Source organism: Streptomyces sp. NPDC007971 (genome assembly GCF_042958635.1).
Classification (GTDB): domain Bacteria; phylum Actinomycetota; class Actinomycetes; order Streptomycetales; family Streptomycetaceae; genus Streptomyces.
Genome location: NZ_JBIBJK010000008.1, coordinates 279,091 through 297,663, shown reverse-complemented (window position 1 = coordinate 297,663; position 18,573 = coordinate 279,091). Strand labels below are relative to the sequence as shown.

16 protein-coding genes and 4 pseudogenes are annotated in these 18,573 nt (G+C 68.4%); 15 read left to right on the top strand and 5 right to left on the bottom strand.

The genetic code is table 11. From position 1 onward, the window contains the following. The first annotated feature begins 4 nt into the window (after nt 1-4). The 8 genes from ACFZCP_RS19235 to ACFZCP_RS19200 all read left to right on the top strand — a co-directional run bounded on the left by ACFZCP_RS19235 (nt 5) and on the right by ACFZCP_RS19200 (nt 10,730). Entirely contained in the window at nt 5-1,195 is a 1,191-nt protein-coding gene (locus tag ACFZCP_RS19235; RefSeq protein WP_391428228.1) for a histidine kinase, read from the top strand. Beyond that, on the top strand, nt 1,192-1,857 hold the full coding sequence (locus ACFZCP_RS19230; protein WP_391428227.1) for a response regulator: 666 nt from the start codon (nt 1,192-1,194) through the stop codon (nt 1,855-1,857). Before ACFZCP_RS19235 ends, ACFZCP_RS19230 begins: the two co-directional genes overlap by 4 nt. 3 nt (nt 1,858-1,860) lie before the next feature. Next, entirely contained in the window at nt 1,861-3,090 is a 1,230-nt protein-coding gene (locus ACFZCP_RS19225) for an exo-alpha-sialidase (protein ID WP_391428226.1), read from the top strand. Between the two features lie 222 nt (nt 3,091-3,312). Then, nucleotides 3,313-4,068: a hypothetical protein gene (locus tag ACFZCP_RS19220; RefSeq protein WP_391428225.1), complete on the top strand. Its 756-nt coding sequence runs from the start codon at nt 3,313-3,315 to the stop codon at nt 4,066-4,068. Beyond that, a complete protein-coding gene (locus tag ACFZCP_RS19215; protein WP_391428224.1) occupies nt 4,065-4,652 on the top strand; it encodes a hypothetical protein in 588 nt (195 codons plus the stop codon). Before ACFZCP_RS19220 ends, ACFZCP_RS19215 begins: the two co-directional genes overlap by 4 nt. Continuing rightward, a complete protein-coding gene (locus ACFZCP_RS19210; RefSeq protein ID WP_391428223.1) occupies nt 4,652-9,268 on the top strand; it encodes a putative T7SS-secreted protein in 4,617 nt (1,538 codons plus the stop codon). Before ACFZCP_RS19215 ends, ACFZCP_RS19210 begins: the two co-directional genes overlap by 1 nt. A gap of 8 nt (nt 9,269-9,276) precedes the next feature. Beyond that, complete coding sequence (locus tag ACFZCP_RS19205) at nt 9,277-9,702, top strand: hypothetical protein (protein WP_391428222.1); 426 nt, start codon at nt 9,277-9,279, stop codon at nt 9,700-9,702. Nucleotides 9,703-9,761: 59 nt separating this feature from the next. Then, complete coding sequence (locus ACFZCP_RS19200; protein WP_391428221.1) at nt 9,762-10,730, top strand: Imm50 family immunity protein; 969 nt, start codon at nt 9,762-9,764, stop codon at nt 10,728-10,730. 25 nt (nt 10,731-10,755) lie between these two features. Here the strand turns inward: ACFZCP_RS19200 and ACFZCP_RS19195 are convergent, their stop codons facing one another. Both ACFZCP_RS19195 and ACFZCP_RS19190 read right to left on the bottom strand, forming a co-directional pair. Next, entirely contained in the window at nt 10,756-11,664 is a 909-nt protein-coding gene (locus ACFZCP_RS19195) for a hypothetical protein (protein WP_391428220.1), read from the bottom strand. Between the two features lie 33 nt (nt 11,665-11,697). Further along, nucleotides 11,698-12,074, bottom strand: a pseudogene (locus tag ACFZCP_RS19190) (ATP-binding protein). Between the two features lie 232 nt (nt 12,075-12,306). Here ACFZCP_RS19190 and ACFZCP_RS19185 point away from each other — a divergent pair. The 5 genes and pseudogenes from ACFZCP_RS19185 to ACFZCP_RS19165 all read left to right on the top strand — a co-directional run bounded on the left by ACFZCP_RS19185 (nt 12,307) and on the right by ACFZCP_RS19165 (nt 15,144). After that, on the top strand, nt 12,307-13,149 hold the full coding sequence (locus ACFZCP_RS19185) for a Scr1 family TA system antitoxin-like transcriptional regulator (RefSeq protein WP_391428219.1): 843 nt from the start codon (nt 12,307-12,309) through the stop codon (nt 13,147-13,149). A gap of 8 nt (nt 13,150-13,157) precedes the next feature. Next, nucleotides 13,158-13,382 (top strand): DUF397 domain-containing protein, encoded by a 225-nt coding sequence (locus ACFZCP_RS19180; protein WP_391428218.1) that lies wholly within the window; start codon nt 13,158-13,160, stop codon nt 13,380-13,382. Nucleotides 13,383-13,390: 8 nt separating this feature from the next. After that, nucleotides 13,391-13,953, top strand: a pseudogene (locus tag ACFZCP_RS19175) (RHS repeat-associated core domain-containing protein); the annotation flags it as partial. A gap of 167 nt (nt 13,954-14,120) precedes the next feature. Continuing rightward, nucleotides 14,121-14,378, top strand: a complete 258-nt coding sequence (locus tag ACFZCP_RS19170; protein ID WP_391428217.1) for a hypothetical protein — start codon at nt 14,121-14,123, stop codon at nt 14,376-14,378. Nucleotides 14,379-14,385: 7 nt separating this feature from the next. Further along, nucleotides 14,386-15,144 (top strand): hypothetical protein, encoded by a 759-nt coding sequence (locus ACFZCP_RS19165; RefSeq protein ID WP_391428216.1) that lies wholly within the window; start codon nt 14,386-14,388, stop codon nt 15,142-15,144. A gap of 26 nt (nt 15,145-15,170) precedes the next feature. On the opposite strand, the pseudogene ACFZCP_RS19160 reads toward ACFZCP_RS19165, so the two are convergent. Further along, nucleotides 15,171-15,689: pseudogene (locus tag ACFZCP_RS19160) on the bottom strand (hypothetical protein); the annotation flags it as partial. Further along, a pseudogene (locus ACFZCP_RS19155) lies at nt 15,688-16,100 on the bottom strand (ATP-binding protein). The pseudogenes ACFZCP_RS19160 and ACFZCP_RS19155, both read right to left, overlap by 2 nt. Nucleotides 16,101-16,303: 203 nt before the next feature. Between ACFZCP_RS19155 and ACFZCP_RS19150 the strand changes: the two are divergent. Continuing rightward, complete coding sequence (locus ACFZCP_RS19150; RefSeq protein ID WP_391428215.1) at nt 16,304-17,146, top strand: Scr1 family TA system antitoxin-like transcriptional regulator; 843 nt, start codon at nt 16,304-16,306, stop codon at nt 17,144-17,146. An 8-nt stretch (nt 17,147-17,154) separates the two neighbouring features. After that, nucleotides 17,155-17,373, top strand: a complete 219-nt coding sequence (locus tag ACFZCP_RS19145) for a DUF397 domain-containing protein (RefSeq protein ID WP_391428214.1) — start codon at nt 17,155-17,157, stop codon at nt 17,371-17,373. 47 nt (nt 17,374-17,420) lie between these two features. Here the strand turns inward: ACFZCP_RS19145 and ACFZCP_RS19140 are convergent, their stop codons facing one another. Then, nucleotides 17,421-18,539 carry a SpoIIE family protein phosphatase gene (locus tag ACFZCP_RS19140; RefSeq protein WP_391428213.1) on the bottom strand — a complete coding sequence of 373 codons (1,119 nt, stop codon included), beginning with the start codon at nt 18,537-18,539 and terminating at the stop codon, nt 17,421-17,423. Between the last annotated feature and the right edge of the window lie 34 nt (nt 18,540-18,573).

Below are 18,573 nucleotides of genomic sequence, written 5' to 3'. Positions count from 1 at the left end.
ACCCGTGCAGGCAACCATCACCGCCGTCCGGCCCCGACAGGTCCTCGCGTCCCTCGACCCGCTGCGCCAGGACGCGTACCTGGCCGCCGGCCTCGCCGCCCTGGCCTCCGTGATCGCGGTGACCGTCGGCAGCGGACGGCACCCGGACGCGCTCGGCTGGACCCTGCTGCTCGGCCTCCACGTGCCGCTGGCCTGGCGCCGCAGGGCGCCGCTCGCGGTCCTGGCGATCGCGATCCCGCTGATCGCGTTCTACCACCAGCAGAACTACAACCACTCCGCGCCCACCGCCGCCTCCATGGTCGTCCTCTACACGGTGGCGGTCGGCAGCGGCCCGGTGCGCACGGCGGTCATCGGCTGCGCCGTCATCGGGCTCATGCTGGTCCTGAAGATCGGCCACGGCACGGCGGGGCTCGCGGTGTCGTTCCAGATCACCGGCTGGATCGTCTCGATGCTCGTGCTGGGCGGCTACATCCGCGTCCACCGCGAGAACGCGGCCGCCGCCCTCGAACGCGCCGAACGGGCCGAACGCACCCGCGAAGAGGAGGCCCGCCGGCGGGTCGCCGAGGAACGCCTGCGCATCGCCCGTGACCTGCACGACCTGCTCGCCCACAGCATCACCCTCATCGGCGTGCAGACCTCGGTCGCCGCCCACGTCCTGTCCGCCGACCCAGGCCGCCTGGACCGGGCCGCCGTCGCCGGGGCCCTGGAGGACATCGCCGAGACCTGCCGCAGCGCCCGCGGGGAACTGCGCACGACCCTGGAGGTCCTGCGCGACGCGGGCGGACCGGACGCCCGCGGCCCGCTGCCCGGACTGCACGGCCTGGCCGACCTCGCGCGGACGGTGGCCGGCGCCGACGTGCGGCTCACGGTCACCGCCGACGGGGTGCCGCCCGCCGTGGGAGCCGCCGCCTACCGGATCGTGCAGGAGGCGCTCACCAACGCGGTACGGCACGGGGGCCGCGACGACCTGACCGTGCACGTGCGCGTCCACGAGGACGACGGCGCGCTGCGCGTCCACGTCGCCGACGACGGCGCGGGCACGGGAGCGGGCACACCCGGCTTCGGCCTGGTCGGCATGCGGGAGCGGGCCCGCAGCGTCGGCGGCACCGTCGACGCCGGGCCGCGCACGGACGGGAACGGCTTCGAGGTGACGGCCCTGCTGCCGCTCGTACTGTCGCCGGGAGGAACACGATGAACCCCGTCCGGGTCCTGCTCGCCGACGACCAGACCCTCGTACGGGCCGCGTTCGCGATGCTCGTGGAGTCCGCGCCGGACATGGTGGTCGTCGGACAGGCCGCCACCGGCCGTGAGGCCGTCGACCTGGCCCGCGCCGAACGCGCCGACCTGGTGCTGATGGACATCCGCATGCCCGGACTCGACGGTATCGAGGCCACCCGGCTGATCGCCGCCGACGAGGACCTGGCCGGGGTGAAGGTGCTGGTCCTCACCACCTACGACACCGACGAGAACATCGTGGACGCGCTGCGCGCGGGCGCCTCGGGCTTCCTGGTCAAGGACACCCGTCCGGCGGACCTGCTGGATGCGATCCGCACGGTCGCCGCGGGCGAGGCGCTGCTCTCCCCGGGCCCGACGGCACGCCTGATCGAGCGGTTCCTGCGCAGCCCCTCCGCGCCCGCGACGGGCGGCCCCGAGTGCCTCTCGGACCGAGAACGGGAGGTGCTGACACTCGTCACCCGAGGCCTCAACAACACGGAGATGGCAGAGGTGTTGGGCCTCAGCCCGCTCACCGCCAAGACCCACGTCAGCCGGATCATGGGCAAGCTCGGGGCACGCGACCGCGCCCAGCTGGTGATCGTGGGCTACGAGTCGGGGCTGGTGGTTCCGGGGAATATATGAGGCGTGACCCCGCTGAGCCGCGTCCTCCTCGTCGCCACCGCGTTCCTCACCCCGCTCACCGCCCTGCACCCGGCCCACTCCGCACACGGCTGCACCTCCTCGGTGCCCTACACGGCCGGCGAGGGCGGCTACGCCAGCTACCGCATCCCGGCGACCGTCCTCACCGTCCCGCACCTGCGCCGGCGTCTGCACCTGCACCTGCACCGCGGGGAGAGCACCGGCGGCACCGTCCTGGCGTTCGCCGAGGGTCGGCGCGACGGCACCGCCGACAGCGGTGACATCGATGTCGTCCTGCGCCGCTCCACCGACGGCGGCTGCACCTGGGGCACCATGACGGTGGTGACCGCCGGGCGCGGCGACACCCGGGGCAACCCGTCGCCCGTGGTCGACCCGCGCACCGGTGCGGTGGTCCTGGTGACCTCCTCCAACAGCGGGGCCGTGACGGAGGACCAGATCATGCGCGGCAAGGTCGCGCCGGAGCAGGGCCGCCGGGTGTTCGTGCAGCGCAGCTGGGACGACGGCGGCCACTTCACAGCCCCGCACGAGATCACGGCCGAGGTGAAGCGGCCCGGCTGGCGCTGGTACGCGACCGGCCCCGGCCACGCGCTGGCCCTCACCCACGGCAAGCACGCCGGCCGTCTGCTGATCCCCGCCGACCACTCCGCCGCCCCGCCCGCCGGCTCCCACGACACCGGCCGGGAAGCCCGGTACTACGGCGCCCACGCCCTCTACAGCGACGACGACGGCCGCACCTGGCACCTCGGCTTCGTGGACGACACCTACGACGGCGTGGCCAACGCCAACGAGACCAGCGCCACCCAGCTCCCGGACGGCCGCCTGTACATCGGCTCCCGGGACCAGAACGGCAGCAGCCCCGGCAACCGCCTCGACGGCTACAGCAGCGACGGCGGCACCACCCTCGACCGGCCCCTCGCCGTCCAGTCCACCCTGGACGACGTCCCCGTGACCCAGGGCAGCGTCCTCCAGCTCCGGGGCCCTGCCGCACCGCTGCTGTTCTCCGGCCCGTCCGTGCCGACCGTCCGCCGCGCGATGGCCCTGTGGAGCAGCACGGACGGCGGAGCGACCTTCACCAAGGCACTCACGCTGTCCGCACGCCGGGCGGCCTACTCCGACCTCGTGCAGCTGGACCAGGACACCGTCGGGATCCTGTACGAGACCGGGATGACGGGGGCGTACGAGACGATCGAGTTCCGGCGGCTGACGGCGCCCTGACGCGCCCCCCCGGTACGGGGAGTTCGCGGCTCTGCCGTGCCACCGGTGATGGAAAACGCCCGGGAGACGCCGGCAATTGGCCTTCCTTTGCCCATTGTTGATCCGATGGGCGTTGCTGGCGCGGGATCGCCCATGTGAGGATCGAAGGTCGTTCGCTGAATGAAATCGGCAGGACTTGACCAGGTGGTTCCATCAAGGGGGGATGGCGCTGTGAGTGGCGCTGTGAGTGGCGCTGAGCCGGCGAGGTCGGTGGGGGAGACGGGCGAGGCCGAGGCGCATCCGCCCAGGTCGGCGCTGGCGGACATCGCGGAGCAGACGGTCGTGCGCGCGAGTGAGACGCCGACGTCACCCGTCGAGGCCGAGCCCACCCCCTCAGGTCCGAGGGCAGACGACATGTTCGCCGACGCAATGCCGACCGCGCAGCCGCCCCGGCCGACGGATCCGACGGACCTGACCGACCTGACCGACCTGACGGACCTGACGGACCGACTCCGTTCCCACCGCCGTGCGTTCCGTGCGCGACTGGGCGAGTTCCGCCGCCGTCGGGTCCTTGTCCCGTACGGGGAGGGCGGAGCGGCGCTGACGGTGGAGATGCAGGGAGCGCGGTGGCTGCTCGCGTTCACCGACGAGGCGGCGCTCGGGCGCTGTGCGCGGGCGCGCGGGGAGAGCGACCGGACCTGGCGGTACCGGGCGGTGTGGGGTGCTGCGGTGCTGGACGCCGGTGTGCCGGCAGTTGCCGGGACCGGGTTGCCGTGCGGGGTGCTGGTGGATGCCGGTGACGGCGAGCGGGGGTGGGTGCTGCCGCCGGTGGTGGGGATCGTGCCGGAGGCGGTGGCCGTGAACCGGCCGGGCGGTGCGGACGTCGACGCAGACGGGGAGAGCGGAACCGTGACACGTACGTCTGGCGTGATCGACATGGGCCCGGGATCGGACTCGGGTGCCGGGGACGGACGATCGACGGGGGAGAGGCGACAGTGACGACTCCGAGTGGGGGCGGCCGGCCGGATCTGCAGGTGCAGGGGCTGAAGTCGATCGCCGAGGGCATCAACAAGGCTCTGAGCGAGATGGATTCGCTGGGCGGGATGAAGGGCTGGGCGGGCGCGGGCCGCGGCTTCACGGGCTTGGAGATGGACGGCATGGACGTCGGTGACGACCAGCTGGGCGCGATGCTGCACACCTTCTGCGAGCGCTGGCAGTGGGGAGTGCGCGATCTGATGCAGGAGGGCAACGCACTGGCCGAGGGGATGGGGCTGGCGGCCGGCACCTTCCACCAGACGGACGAGTACGTGAAGGGCTCGTTCAAGATCGCCTACAACTCCGCCGTCGGAGACCCCTTCGCCTCCAACGACCAGGTGGAGAAGGAGAGCGTGGACCAGATCAACCACGCCGGGATGACGACGGGTTACGGCAAGCAGGACCGCGACAACCTGGTGAACTCCCTGAAGCAGACCGGGAAGGGCATGCTCACGGACGTGGAGACGAGCGAGGGGATACCGGGCAGCCCGATCCCGGTCTCGCCGTCCATCGTGCAGGACGTGACCGGGACGGGTGGCGGCAACTGATGTCGCTCACGGGGAAGTTCAACAGTGCTCTGGGCTCGCTCAAGTCCGGCTACGACCACGTCAAGCGGGCGACGGGCCATGTCATCGACGAGGGTGCCCATGGCGTGGGCGACGCGCTCGACTGGGCCGGTGCGCACGGCTGGGCCGACAAGGTCGACGACTGGGGTGACTCGACCGCGTCCAAGCTGGGCGCACATGTGGACGAGCAGCAGCTGGACGAGACCGAGGACCCGAAGGAACTCATCCACGGCAACCCGGCGAAGCTGCGCGAGACGGCGGGGCATCTGCAGCGCTTCGCGAAGGCCTTCGGCGCCGTTGCGTCCGGTATGAGGGATCTCGACTCGTCGGACTTCAAGGGCGAGGCGGCCGACGCCTTCCGCAAGAAGTTCGCCTCGCACCAGGTCAAGTGGCAGCAGGCAGCCGAAGCGTGCGGTGAGGCGGCATCCGCGCTGGAGAACTTCGCGCACACGGTGGAGTGGGCCCAGGCCCAGGCGCGGGAGGCGGTGGCGAAGTACCGCGAGGGCAAGGCCGCCTCGAAGACCCACGAGCAGAAGGTGAAGACCTACAACGACGCGGTCGAGGCGGGCAAGGACGATCCCGGGCCCAGGCCGTCGGAGCAGGACCCGGGAGACGAGGCCAAGCACGCGGCCGAACAGATCCTGGCCGCCGCCCGACGCCAGCGCACCCACCTCGCATCGGAGGCCGCCGACCGCGTCAAAGCCGCCCTGCAGCACGCCCCCAGTGAGCCGTCGGCCCTCAACCAGCTCAAGCTCGACGGCGCCGACGTCCTGGATGCCGCCAAGACGGAGGACATGCGCTTCTTCGGCGGTTTCGTCCGCGGGCTCGGGGACCTGAACAACCTGGCCCGCAACGCGAACCCGCTCGACCCGTACGCGATCACGCACCCCTACGAGGCGATCCAGGCCAAGGTGGAACTCCTCGGCGGCGCCGTGCACTTGGTCACCCACCCCACCGAAACCGGAGACAAGCTCTGGAACTCCTTCCTGGAGGACCCCGGCGGCGTCGGCGGCGAACTCGCTCCCCAGTTCCTCATCCCGGAGGCGGGGGCCGAGGGCGTCGCAGTCGACGGCGCCCGGGTCGCGGAGGACGGGGTGAAGGGCGCCGAGGAGGCTGCGGCGGGGGAGCGCGGGGCGGCGGATGGTGCGGGCGGAAAGTCTGCCCGCGACGAGGTGGACGAGAACCCACAGGACCATTCCCGGCAAGACGATGCCGTGGAGGACTGTGGTGACCCGGTCGACGTCGCCACCGGCAAGATGTTCCTCCCGCAGACGGATGTGACGCTCCCAGGTGTGCTTCCGCTGGTCCTCAAGCGGCGGGTGGAGTCCGGCTACCACCAGGGCCGCTGGTTCGGCCCCTCGTGGTCGTCCACCCTCGACCAACGCTTGGAGATCGACGCACAGGGAGTCGTCTTCGTCACGGAGGACGGCCTGCTCCTCGCGTACCCGCACCCGGCCCCGGGGTTGCCCACCCTCCCGTCCCACGGCCCCCGCTGGCCCTTGGACCGTGTGGCCGACGGATACACGATCACGGACCCGCGTACGCTCCGCACCTGGCACTTCGCGGACCGGGGCGAGGACCTTGCCGTCCTTGAACAAATCGACGACCGCAACGGCAACTGGATCACGTTCGAGTACGACGAGAAGGGCACGCCGCTGGCCGTGGTGACGAGTGCCGGCCAGGGCGTCCGCATCACGACAGACTCGGGCCGTGTCACGGCCTACCACCTGGTGGCGACCGGCCAGGAGCTGAAACTCTTCGGCTACACGGAGGGCAACCTCACCGAGGTCGTCAACTCCTCGGGACTGCCGTTCCGCTTCACCTACGACGACTCCGGCCGCATCACGTCCTGGACGGACACGAACGACCGCAGTTACGCGTACGAGTACGACGACCAGGACCGCTGCACGTCCCAGACCGGCGCTGCGGGCCACATGGCGACACGCTTCGCCTACGGGGAACCGGACCCGGAGACGGGCGTGCGGGTGACCACGGCGACCAACGGCGAAGGCCACAGCACGCGCTACCTGGTCAACGAGGCCCGGCAGGTGGTGGCTGTGGTCGACCCGCTGGGCGCCGAGACCGGATACCACCGCGACCGCTACAACCGCCTGCTGTCCCGGACGGACCCGCTGGGCCACACGACGACCTTCGAGTATGACGAGATGGGCAACACCACGAGGGTGGTACGCCCGGACGGCCGCGAGGCGAGGACGGAGTACAGCGAACTCGGTCTGCCGGTGAAGCTGGTGAATCCGGACGGCACGGTAATCCGGCAGGGCTTCGACGAGCGGGGCAACCGCACGTCGGTGACGGACCCGGCGGGCCGGGCGACCCACTTCACGTACACGGAGGCCGGCCACCTGACGTCCGTGACGGATCCATTGGGCCACACGACAGGGGTCGTGTGCGACCGTGCGGGCCTCCCGGTGGAGGTGACGGACCCGCTGGGCGCGGTGACGCGCTACGAACGCGACGCCCTCGGCCGCGCCATCACGACAACGGACCCGACAGGTGCGGTGACCCGGCTGGAGTGGACCGTGGAGGGTCACCTGTCGGCCCGTACGGCCCCGGACGGCACGACCGAGTCCTGGACGTACGACGGCGAGGGCAACTGCACCAGCCACACCGACCCGATCGGCGGCGTCTCCCGCTTCGAGTACACCCACTTCGACCTGCTGACGGCGCGCACGGGCCCGGACGGGGTCCGCTACGAGTTCGACCACGACAGCGAGCTGCGCCTGACAAAGGTCACCAACCCACAGGGCCTCACGTGGACGTACGAGTACGACGCGGCGGGCCGCCTGGCGACGGAGACGGACTTCGACGACCGCACCCTGACCTACGAGTACGACCTTGCGGGCCGCCTTGTCTCCCGCAGAAACGTTCTTGGCGACATGGTGTCCTTCGAGCGCAACGAACTGGGCCAGATGACCCGCAAGAATGCGGCGGGCCAGGTCACGACATACGCGTACGACTTCACGGACCAACTGGCGCAGGCGACGGGCCCCGATGGCACGACACTCACTCTGCTGCGAGAGCGTTATGGCCGCCTGCACTCGGAAACGGTCAACGGACGGACCCTGACGTACAAGTACGACGAGCTGGGGCGCCGCACCGAACGCACGACCCCGACCGGGGCCAGGACATCCTGGTCGTACGACGCTGCCGGGCGCCGCACCGGCATGGTGGCCTCGGGACGCGCTATCGACTTCACCTACGACGAGGCAGGCCACGAACTGTTGCGCCATATCGGCGAGACGGTCACGCTGGAGCATGCCTTCGACGCGCTGGGCCGTCTGACGATCCAGTCGGTGGCCGGGGCGGCGGGCCGCTCGGTGCAGCACCGGACATACACCTACCGCGCCGACGGCAGTCTGACAGGCATCGACGATCAGCTCGCCGGCTCCCGCCGCTTCGACCTCGATGCGGCGGGCCGGGTGACGGCGGTCCATGCGGCGGGCTGGACGGAGCGGTACGCCTACGACGAGGCAGGCAACCAGACACAGGCATCGTGGCCGGCGGACCATCCGGGTCAGGAGGCGGTGGGGATCCGCGAGTACGCCGGCACACGTATCCTGCGCGCCGGCAACGTCCGCTACGAGCACGACGCCCTAGGCCGCATCACTCTCCGCCAGAAGACCCGCCTGTCCCGTAAGCCCGACACCTGGCGCTACGAATGGGACGCCGAAGACCGCCTCGCCTCGGTGACGACACCGGACGGCACCCGGTGGCTCTACACCTATGACCCGCTCGGCCGACGCACCGCCAAACTCCGCCTCGCGACTGACGGGGAGACAGTCGTAGAGCGGGTCGACTTCACCTGGGACGGCACCACCCTCTGCGAACAGACGACGACGTCTGCGGACCTCCCCAACCCGGTCACCCTTACCTGGGACCACCAGGGGCTGCGCCCCTTGGCTCAAACGGAACGCATCACCGCGGCAGACGCCCCCCAGAACGAGATCGACTCCCGCTTCTTCGCCATCGTCACCGACTTGGTTGGAACACCCAGCGAACTCATTGATGAGCGAGGCGACATCGCCTGGCACACCAGAAGCACGCTGTGGGGGACAACGACGTGGGCAGCGAACAGCAGCGCCTATACCCCTCTGCGCTTTCCCGGCCAGTATTACGACCCGGAAACCGGGCTCCACTACAACTATTTTCGCCATTACGACACAGAGACGGCTCGGTATGTCCGCCCTGACCCCCTGGGCCTGATACCGGCTCCCAATCCTGTCAGCTACGTCCGCAACCCTCACGTCTGGGTCGATCCGCTGGGGCTGGCGCCGAACTGCCCGCAGGTTGATCCCGTCGCCGAAGAAATAGCCAGACATGCAAACGAGGAGGCAATCCGCCCTGATGGCAATGGGACCCACTATGTCCGGGGCGTACACCAGGATGCCCTGAAGTATTATGTCGATGGCGTGATAAATGGTGATGTGCCGGGTGTCCAGGTGCGCTACGACCTTCGCAATGGCCGCGTCGGCTACTGGGACCCTGACAAGCAAGCCGTCGTCATCGAAGACGATGGCGGGGGTACAGTTTTCACACCCAGGGGCGGTAAAGCATGGTTCGACGACGTTCTTGAATAAGGGGAGAAATGACCGGTGTCACGCTGAGATCTGATGAATTCAGAGCTCTCTTTCAGATCATCCATCAGGGGTTGGAACTTTCTGATGCTCAGCTATTGAATATCGGCACATCATCGGCCGAAGTGGCCTCGCTGGCCACATCGGCAGGGGAGGTGAGAAGGCTGATGTCGGACGTCTCTCAGGTGCGTATCGAGGTCGCTGCAGATCTGGAATCGGCTGACTCACCCGCGGTCGGCAGGGAGGACGTCACCGGCACTCCAACCATGTGGGTATCTGAAGCGACGGGAAACCTGTGGGGACGCTTGGCAGAATATGTCATCCAAGCATCGAGTCCTCGCGAACTTTTCCTTCGAACCGGCTATGAACATGTCGATCTGGGTCGGGCTGCGGCGCGGCTCGCAGATCTTGCGAGCCCCATGACTCCAGAGGAATAGGACTCAATTCCTTTCGGTGGAGGGCTGGATGGTAGGCAACCGTGGTGTGGACATCTTTCGTGACCAACCCTGAGGGCATCAACCGCATCTATCAGGGCGCCCCGCCGAGCCTGTCCGGGATCCGCTTGCACCAGGTGGTGTTGGGCAGGGATGGGCCCGAGATGAGGGTGCGTCTGGACCTGCCGGACTATCCTGCTCGGCCTCCGCGGAAGTGGGCTGCGCAGGGTTTCAACACCGTGCAGATCGAGCTTGCCTTCGGCGGACTTCGCTCGATCACTCTGGATGGTTTCGGCACTGATGTGACAGCGGACATCTCCCTCACAGGGGGCGACGGCATTTCCGTCGACATCGTGGGGACCGGGGCTCGTATTCAGGCAGTCTCCGACAGCGCCTCCATTGCAGCCCTGACCGCGTATGTCGATGGGGCGCGCCATACCCCGAGTGGTGAGGAATCGGACCTTGCGCGTGGCCTGACCGCCGCGGGTCTGAAGTACCTGGGGATGGTCGGCTCTTCCGTCCCGGTGATACCTCCACACCTGGCTTCCTTTGCGAACTCGACCGCAACGGAGGGGAAGGAGTGGGCCGTGAGCGTCGAAAATGATGCCCCCGATTTTCAGCAGAGAGTGAACCATGAGTGGTACATGCTCTGTGCGCATCAAGGCCTCTTCGATCCCAAATCCCCACAGTTCCTCATCGCTGTCCGTGACACGGAGAACGATCACGCTGGTGCCGCCAGGTGGGCGCGTGTTGCACTACAGATGGATTGGGATTTTGCAGGAGCCGGCGCCGAGGCTCGGGTCACGGGGTGTGGTTGGGGGCACCCCGAGTTCGTCATGCTCTCGCTCGACGGAAATGTCATTGCCCGAGGCTCGCAAGGGCAGGAGTGGACGGATTTCGTCTGCCTGAAGAACCCTCACCGTGTCCCCTCGCTCAGAGCGTTGGGCGCCAGGCTCGCCGAGAGCAGATCAACCTCTCAGGCGACGCGCGACGCCCTGGCCCGCTGGCTGGAGCACACCTCGGTGGAGTGACTGTGTCTCACCGCGACTCCGGCTCTCACCCTTCGGTGAACAGCTCCGCCGCGTCCGTCGCGTGTACCGCTCGTTGCGCCCAGGCCTCAAGCTGGTCCAGGTCCGTGCACGCCTCCACTCGCTCGCGGACCGCGTCGGTCACCTGAATGCCGCGCCACTGGAGGATGTGGAGGACCATCTCGGCCTTGGCCTCGACCCGGCCCTGTTCCAGGCCCTGTTCCAAGCCCTGCTCTCGCCCCTCCTCGCGCACCTGCTCTGCGAGCGGGTGTCGCCAGAAGTACTGGATCGCCGTCATCAGATCCCTCCACATCTGCTTCGCCTGGGGATCGGCCAGGCATGAGTCGACGAACTGCACGAAGACCGCGGCGCTGTCGGGGTCGATGGTTCCCAGGGCGGAGGCCAGGGATTCCAGTATGGCGGCGGCGCCCGGGCCGCGCCCGTGTGTCATCGCCGAGAGCACCGCAAGGGGGACATCCCGTTCCGCCTGTCGCTCGTCCGCGATAACCGGCACGTTGTCCGGACCGAGCACGAGCGGACGCACCGTCAGGGAGTACCAGCCGGGAAAGCCGAGCTGGATGGGCTGGGAGGCCCAGCGTGCCGTGGTGCTGCTCTGGGTGATGACGATGAGCACCGGTTCGCAGCGGTACTTCTCGTAGAGGTAGGAGAGGTAGTAGGGCCAGCTGCCCCGTTTGCGGTCGTCCGCCTTTCCCTGTGACTCGACCACCAGCAGGTACGTGCCCTCGTCCGTCTCCGCCCGCAGCAGCGTGTCCACCCGCCGCTCGACCGGTTCGATCTCGGTGAGGTCCACGTTCAGAGCCGCGATCTCCCGTGGTTCGGGGAACGGGACGTGCAGCACGCTCTGTAACGCTCGTGTCAGCAGCGCCGGGTCCTTCTGGAAGATCCGGTGCAGCGCCTCGTGCGACGAGCCGACCATCAGCTCTCCTTTCCGTACGACGTGATCAACGAGCTAGGCCGCAGCAAGTTCGCACCACACGTACTTGCCCCGGTTCCCGAACCGCGCCGACGGCTGCCAGCCCCAGTAGTCCCCGCAGGTCATGACCAGGCCCAGTCCCCGGCCTGCCTCCTCCAGCTCCCCTGTCGACGCCAACGGTTGCGGCGGCTCCGGTGGTCCGGGGTCCGTGTCCCACGCCCCGAGCCACACCACCCCCTCCGCCTGCGGCGAACCCTCAGCGCCGCCGGCCCCTTCGTGTGGCGTACCGCGTTCGATACCAGCTCCGTCGCCAGCAGTTCTGCCGTGTCCATCAACGCGGTCAACCCGTGCAGGGTCAGGATCAGGCGCAGCGTGCGGCGGCAGACCGTCACCGCTCTGAGGTCGTTGGGGATGTAGAGGGTGTAGTTCCCAGTCCAGGGTTTCGGGCATGCGTCATCAACTCCGGTGAGGTGAAGGGGATTTCGCGCACGGTGGCATTGCCGCAGCCATCATGTCGCGACGAAGCGGTGCACTTCCGTTGCGTGTATGGTGCGTCACTGACGGTAGGGGGCATTATTTAGATCTCGCAAGCGTAATCTGCCCCCGAACGGGTTGCGCTGGCAGGCATGTTGGGAGGACCGGTCGGTGGCCAAGAGGATCGAGCCGACGGCACGTCAGATGCGCCTGGCGGTCGAGCTGCGCAGGCTTCGTGATGCGGCAGGCCTCACATCGCGGGAGGCGGCAGCGCTCCTCGGGGTGAGTGCTCCGCAGATCAGTCAGATCGAAGCCGGCCTTGCTGGTGTGAGCGAGAGCCGATTGCGTCGACTGGCTGCCAATTACTCGTGCTCGGACGACGGGTTGATCGAAGCCCTGGTGGCCATGACGACGGACCGCGCGAGGGGCTGGTGGGAGGAGTACCGGGAGCTGTTGCCCGCGCCGTTCCTCGATCTCGCCGAGCTGGAGCACCATGCAACGTTCCTGAAGGATGTCCAGTTCGTCTTGGTTCCCGGGCTCCTTCAGACTGAGGACTACGCTCGTGCCGTCTTCTCCGGCCGCGTTCCCGACCTGCCCGCCGAGGAGGTCGAGGTGCGTGTCCGCCACCGGATGCAGCGCAAGGCAACCGTCGCAGCCACCCCGTATGAGGCAGTCGTCCACGAGGCGGCATTGCGCATCATGGTCAGCGACCGCACCGCCTCACGGACCCAACTCGCTCACATCCTGGAGACTTCGGAAGCGGCGCACGTGACCGTACGTGTCATCCCCTTCTGTCTGGAAGGGTTCGCCCGCGCCGCCAGCACCATGACCTACGCGGGAGGTGCCGTGCCGAAGATAGACACCGTCGTACGCGACGGCCCTCATGGAGCGATTTTCATCGACTCCGAGGCACAGCTGGGATCGTTTCGAACGCTCTTTCATAAAGTGGAAGCTGCGTCGCTCGACCCCGGGCGCTCGCGCGACTTCATCCACAGGCTGGCGAAGGAGCTGTGAGGCACTCTATGGGTACCCCCGACAACTGGCGGAAGTCGTCCTACTCCGGGCCGGGCGACGGAGACTCCTGCGTGGAGATCGCGACCGCGGTCACCCGCATATCCATCCGCGACTCCAAGGCCCCGGCGAGGGCAACCCTCACCTTCCTGCCCGCATCCTTCACCCCCTTCATAGAAGCCCTGAAGGAACCTCGCCCCACCACGGCAGACGCCGCCACGCCCACCTGCCCCTAGCCGAGCCGAGCCGCGCCGGAGACGTCCGCTTCGAGTACGACGCCCTCGGCCGGGTCATCCTGCGGCAGAAGACCCGCCTCTCCCGCAAGCCGGACACCTGGCGCTACACGTGGGAAACGGAGAACCGCCTCACCTCCGTGACCATCCCTGACGGGACCCGGTGGAGGTACCGCTACGACCCGCTCGGCCGCCGCACCGCGAAGGAGCGCCTGGCGGCCGATGGCGAGAGTGTGGTCGAGGTGGTCCGGTTCACCTGGGACGGCCTGACCCTGTGCGAACAGACCAGTCACCAGCTGGATGCCCCGCACATGGCGACATCGCCTGGCGCACCCGGAGCACGCTCTGGGGCACCACGGCCTGGTCCCGTGACGCCAGCGCATACACCCCACTGCGTTTCCCCGGCCAGTACTACGATCCCGAGACCGGCCTCCACTACAACTGTTTCCGCCACTACGACCCCGAGACCGGACGCTACACCTCGCCGGACCCCCTCGGCCTGGCTCCCGCCCCGAATCCCCTTGCGTATGTGGACAACCCGCACAGCGGATGCGACCCGCTGGGCCTCATGCCCAAGTGCACGAAGGAGGAAAAGGCGCAGAAGCGGGTCGACAAGATCCTGGACGACATCGCCGAGAGAGCGCGGAACGGTGAGATCAACAAGCATCCCAAGTACCAGGGGGCACACGGCACGGCTTCACCGACGAACAGGTCCTGGAAATCCTGAAGAACCCTGATGCCGTGTACCAGTCATCGGGCCAGGCAGGAAACTTCATCTTCCGGAAGGGCAATGACATTGCCGTGGTCTACGGTCCCGGCTCCAAGCAGGGCCAGGCCATCACGGCCTATGGAGAGTCGGGCACAAAGGGCTTTACCGGAGTGAAGGCGCTCGGTGGCAGCGAGACGGACCCCGGTGCTCCGGTGACCCACGAGGACATCGTGCAGGGCACGATTCCTGCTGAAGAGGGCTACTTGGCCCCAGCAAAGCAGATCAGATGAGGCAGGAATGACCACGAAACTTTCGTTCGACGGCGACTGGCGCGCAACGGTGACGGACGACCCGCTGCACATCACCCCCCGCTTCACGGGCGACTCCGTGGATGTAATGCAGTACGTGGACGTGCAGGAGCGTGAGCGGTTCCTCGCGCATACCTTCGGCAGCCAGGACCGGCTCTGGGACACTCCTGACGTCTTCCGGTTCGACCCGGACAGCCGAAAGCTGGTCGGTGCCGAACTCCAGATGCCGTACGTGTCCGCCGACGCTGAGACCTCCACCCGTCTTCCCTTCATGCCCCCCGTACGCCAGGGCGGGCTCCGCGCGGACGAGGTCGAGGACTTCCGGCATGAGACATGCACGGTGCTGTGCCGCGCTCCCGGGGACGCCGTACTGATCTGTCTGCGCGACCTCGACGTCCTCGACGAGCCGCTGGAAGCGTGTATCGGCGTAGCCCCCGACGTGGCGCTCCTCGTCCAGCACGGCACCGTCGTCGGCTGGAGCCTCACCGATCCCGCGCGGTACCTGACCGCCGCGTACGCCGAACCCGACCCCAACCCGCCGTCGCCCGCGACCTGTCGGATGCTCACCGAGTGCCTGGACCTGCTCACTGCACCGGTGGTCGACGATGTGGTGGACGGCGAACCGCCCGCCCTGGCCCGGCTCCGGGCTGCCGACGAGTCCCTGCGCAACCAGCGCGAGGACCGGCACCGGGCCGACGCGCTGCTCACACTGATCACCACACTGGTCGAGAACTACGGGAACTGGTGACGATCGGGTGGCTACCTGGGGACGTCTACCTCGGCCTTGGCCTCGGCCCGACCCTGTTCCAGTCCCTGCTCCCGCCCCTCCTCGCGTACCTGTTCTGCCAGCGGGTGTCGCCAGAAGTACTGGATCGCCGTCATCAGATCCCTCCACATCTGCTTCGCCTGGGGATCGGCCAGGCATGAGTCGACGAACTGCACGAAGACCGCGGCGCTGCCGGGGTCGATGGTTCCCAGGGCGGACGCCAGGGATTCCAGTATGGCGGCGGCGCCCGGGCCGCGCCCGTGTGTCATCGCCGAGAGCACCGCAAGGGGTACGTCCCGCTCCGCCTGCCTCTCGTCTGCGATCACCGGCACGTTGTCGGGACCGAGTACGAGTGGCCGCACCGTCAGGGAGTACCAGCCGGGAAAGCCGAGCTGGATGGGCTGGGAGGCCCAGCGTGCCGTGGTGCTGCTCTGGGTGATGACGATGAGCACCGGTTCGCAGCGGTACTTCTCGTAGAGGTAGGAGAGGTAGTGGGGCCAGCTGCCCCGTTTGCGGTCGTCCGCCTTAGGCCGCAGCAAGTTCGCACCACACGTACTTGCCCCGGTTCCCGAACCGCGCCGACGGCTGCCAGCCCCAGTAGTCCGCGCAGGTCATGACCGGGCCCAGTCCCCGGCCTGCCTCCTCCAGCTCCCCTGTCGACGCCAACGGTTGCGGCGGCTCCGGTGGTCCGGGGTCCGTGTCCCACGCCCCGATCCACACCACCCCCTCCGCCGTGCGGCGAACCCTCAGCGCCGTCGGCCCCTTCGTGTGGCGTACCGCGTTCGATACAGCTCCGTCGCCAGCAGTTCTGCCGTGTCGACCAGGGCAGTCAATCCGTGCAGGGTCAGGATCAGGCGCAGGGTGCGGCGACAGACCGTCACCGCTCTCAGGTCGTTGGGGATGTAGAGGGTGTAGTCCCAGGACTCGACTTCGGACATGCGTCAGCAACTCCGGTGAGGTGAAGGGGATTTCCCACACGGTGGCATTGCCGCAGTCGTCATGGCGCGACGTCGCGGTGCGCTTCCGTTGCGTGTTCGCTGCGTCACCGACGGTAGGGCTAACTGTTAATGCATCGCAAGCTGGTCGCGTAACCTGACACCCGGACGGGTCGAGCTGGCAGATGTGTTGAGAGGAATCGTCGATGCCATTGAGGTCCGAGCCGACGGCACGTCAGTTGCGCCTGGCTGTCGAGCTGCGCAGACTCCGTGACGCGGCAGGCCTCAGCGCGCGAGAGGCGGCAAAGCTGCTTGGGGTGAGCCCTCCACACATCAGCCAGATCGAGTCAGGTCTCACAGGTGTGAGCGAGCATCGGCTGCGCCGCCTCGCCTCCAATTACTCCTGCTCGGACCACGAACTCATCGAGGCCCTGGTGGCGATGGCGACCGACCGCACGCGAGGCTGGTGGGAGGAGTACCGGCAGCTGCTGCCCACGCCGTTTCTCGACCTCGCCGAACTGGAGCACCATGCCACCTTCCTGCGGGAGGTCCAGTTCCTCTTCGTCCCAGGACCCCTTCAGACGGAGGACTACGCGCGTGCCGTCTTCTCCTACCGGGTCCCTGAACCCCCGGTCGGTGAACTTGAGTTGCGTGTACGTCACCGGATGCAACGAAAGGCGGCCCTGGACGGCTCTCCGTACGAGGCGATCATTCACGAGGCCGCCCTGCGCATGATGGTCAGTGACCGCGCCGCAGCGCGGGCGCAGCTCGCCTGCCTCCTCGACCTCTCCGGGGCGGAGCATGTCACCGTGCGCGTCATCCCCTTCGCCCTGGAGGGGTTCGCCGGTGCCGCCAGCACCATGACGTATGCGGGCGGTGCGGTACCGAAGCTGGACACGGTCGTACGCGAGGGCCCTCATGGGACAGCCTTCATCGACTGCGAAGCTCAACTCGGTGCATTTCGAACGCTCTTTCATAGACTGGAGGCTGCGTCGCTCGACCCCGAGCACTCGCGCGACTTCATCCACAAGCTGGCGAAAGAGCTGTGAGGCACTCCATGGGCACCCCTGACAACTGGCGGAAGTCGTCCTACTCCGGTCCCGGCGACGGCAACTCCTGCGTGGAGATCGCTACCGCCCTCACCCGCATATCCGTCCGCGACTCCAAGGTCCCGGCGAGAGCAACCCTCACCTTCCCCGCCGTATCCTTCGCCCTCTTCATGGACGCCCTGAAGGAGACTCGCCCCGCGGCGGCGAGCGCACCCACGCCCACCTGACCCTGGCCGGGGCGCAGCGACTCTCCTGATCAGAGGGATCAGAGGGATCACAGGCTCGGGCGCCGCCGGGCGACGAGGGCGGCGATGTCGTCGTCGAGCGCGCCGCCGCTGTAGGCGATCAGGTCGCGGTGGAGATGGCCGAGGAGCTGGTGGGGCGTCTCGCCGCTCCATGAGCGGACGCGTTCGGCAAGGGGGTAGAAGGCGCCGGAGCGGTCGCGGGTCTCGGTGACCCCGTCGGTGTACAGCAGGAGCTGGTCCCCGGGGTGGAAGGGGGTGAGATCGACGTGGTAGCCGTCGCTCACCAGGTCGCCGAGGTTGAGTGGCGGTGAGGGGGAGGCGGGCTGCAGCTCCCGTACCTCGCCGCGGTGCAGCAGCAGCGGGGGCGGGTGGCCGCAGGTGACGGTCCGGAGGACCGGTTCGTCGTCCGGGATCTCGGCGAGGAGCGCGGTGGCGAAGCGTTCGACGATCTCCGAGCCCGGGATCTCCGGGGTCTTGGAGGCGTTGCGGCTCACGCTCGTCTCCAGGCGGCACGCGAGGTGGGGCAGGTCGGGCGCGTCGTGGGCGGCCTCGCGGAAGGCGCTGAGCAGCATCGCCGCCGCCTGCATCGCGAGCAGGCCTTTGCCGCGTACGTCGCCGATGAGGAGCCGTACGCCGTGCGGGGTGCGGATCGCCTCGTAGAGGTCGCCGCCGATCCGGGCTTCCGCCGCAGCGGCCAGATACAGACTTTCGAGGGTGACGTGACCGAGGTGTCGCGGAATCGGGTGCAGCACCGCCAGCTGGGCGGTCTCGGCGACCGAGCGGACCTGGGTCAGCTGATGGGCGCGTCGGTCCAGCAGGCGGTTGAAGAAGACGGCGAATGCCGCGATCGCGACGAGGCTGGCCAGCTCGGAGTAGGCGGTCGCATCCCGCAGCGCGTCGAAGTCCACCATGAGGCCGAGGAAGCCGGCGCACGCGCCGACTCCGATGAGCACGGTCCCCCACAGGGGCAGCAGCGCAGCGCCGGAGATCATGGCTGTGGCGAGGATGGCGTCCGGCCGGACGGCGCGGGGTGTGAAGAGGCCGACGAGCAGGCCGATGACCAGTAGCAGGGCAGGCAGGAGGGACAGCAGCCTGCCCCGTACGCCAGCGCCGTGCGGGACTCCGCGTTTCTCAGGAGACCTCGCCATCATGCCGCTCCCCAAGGTCGCACGGGTCGAGTGC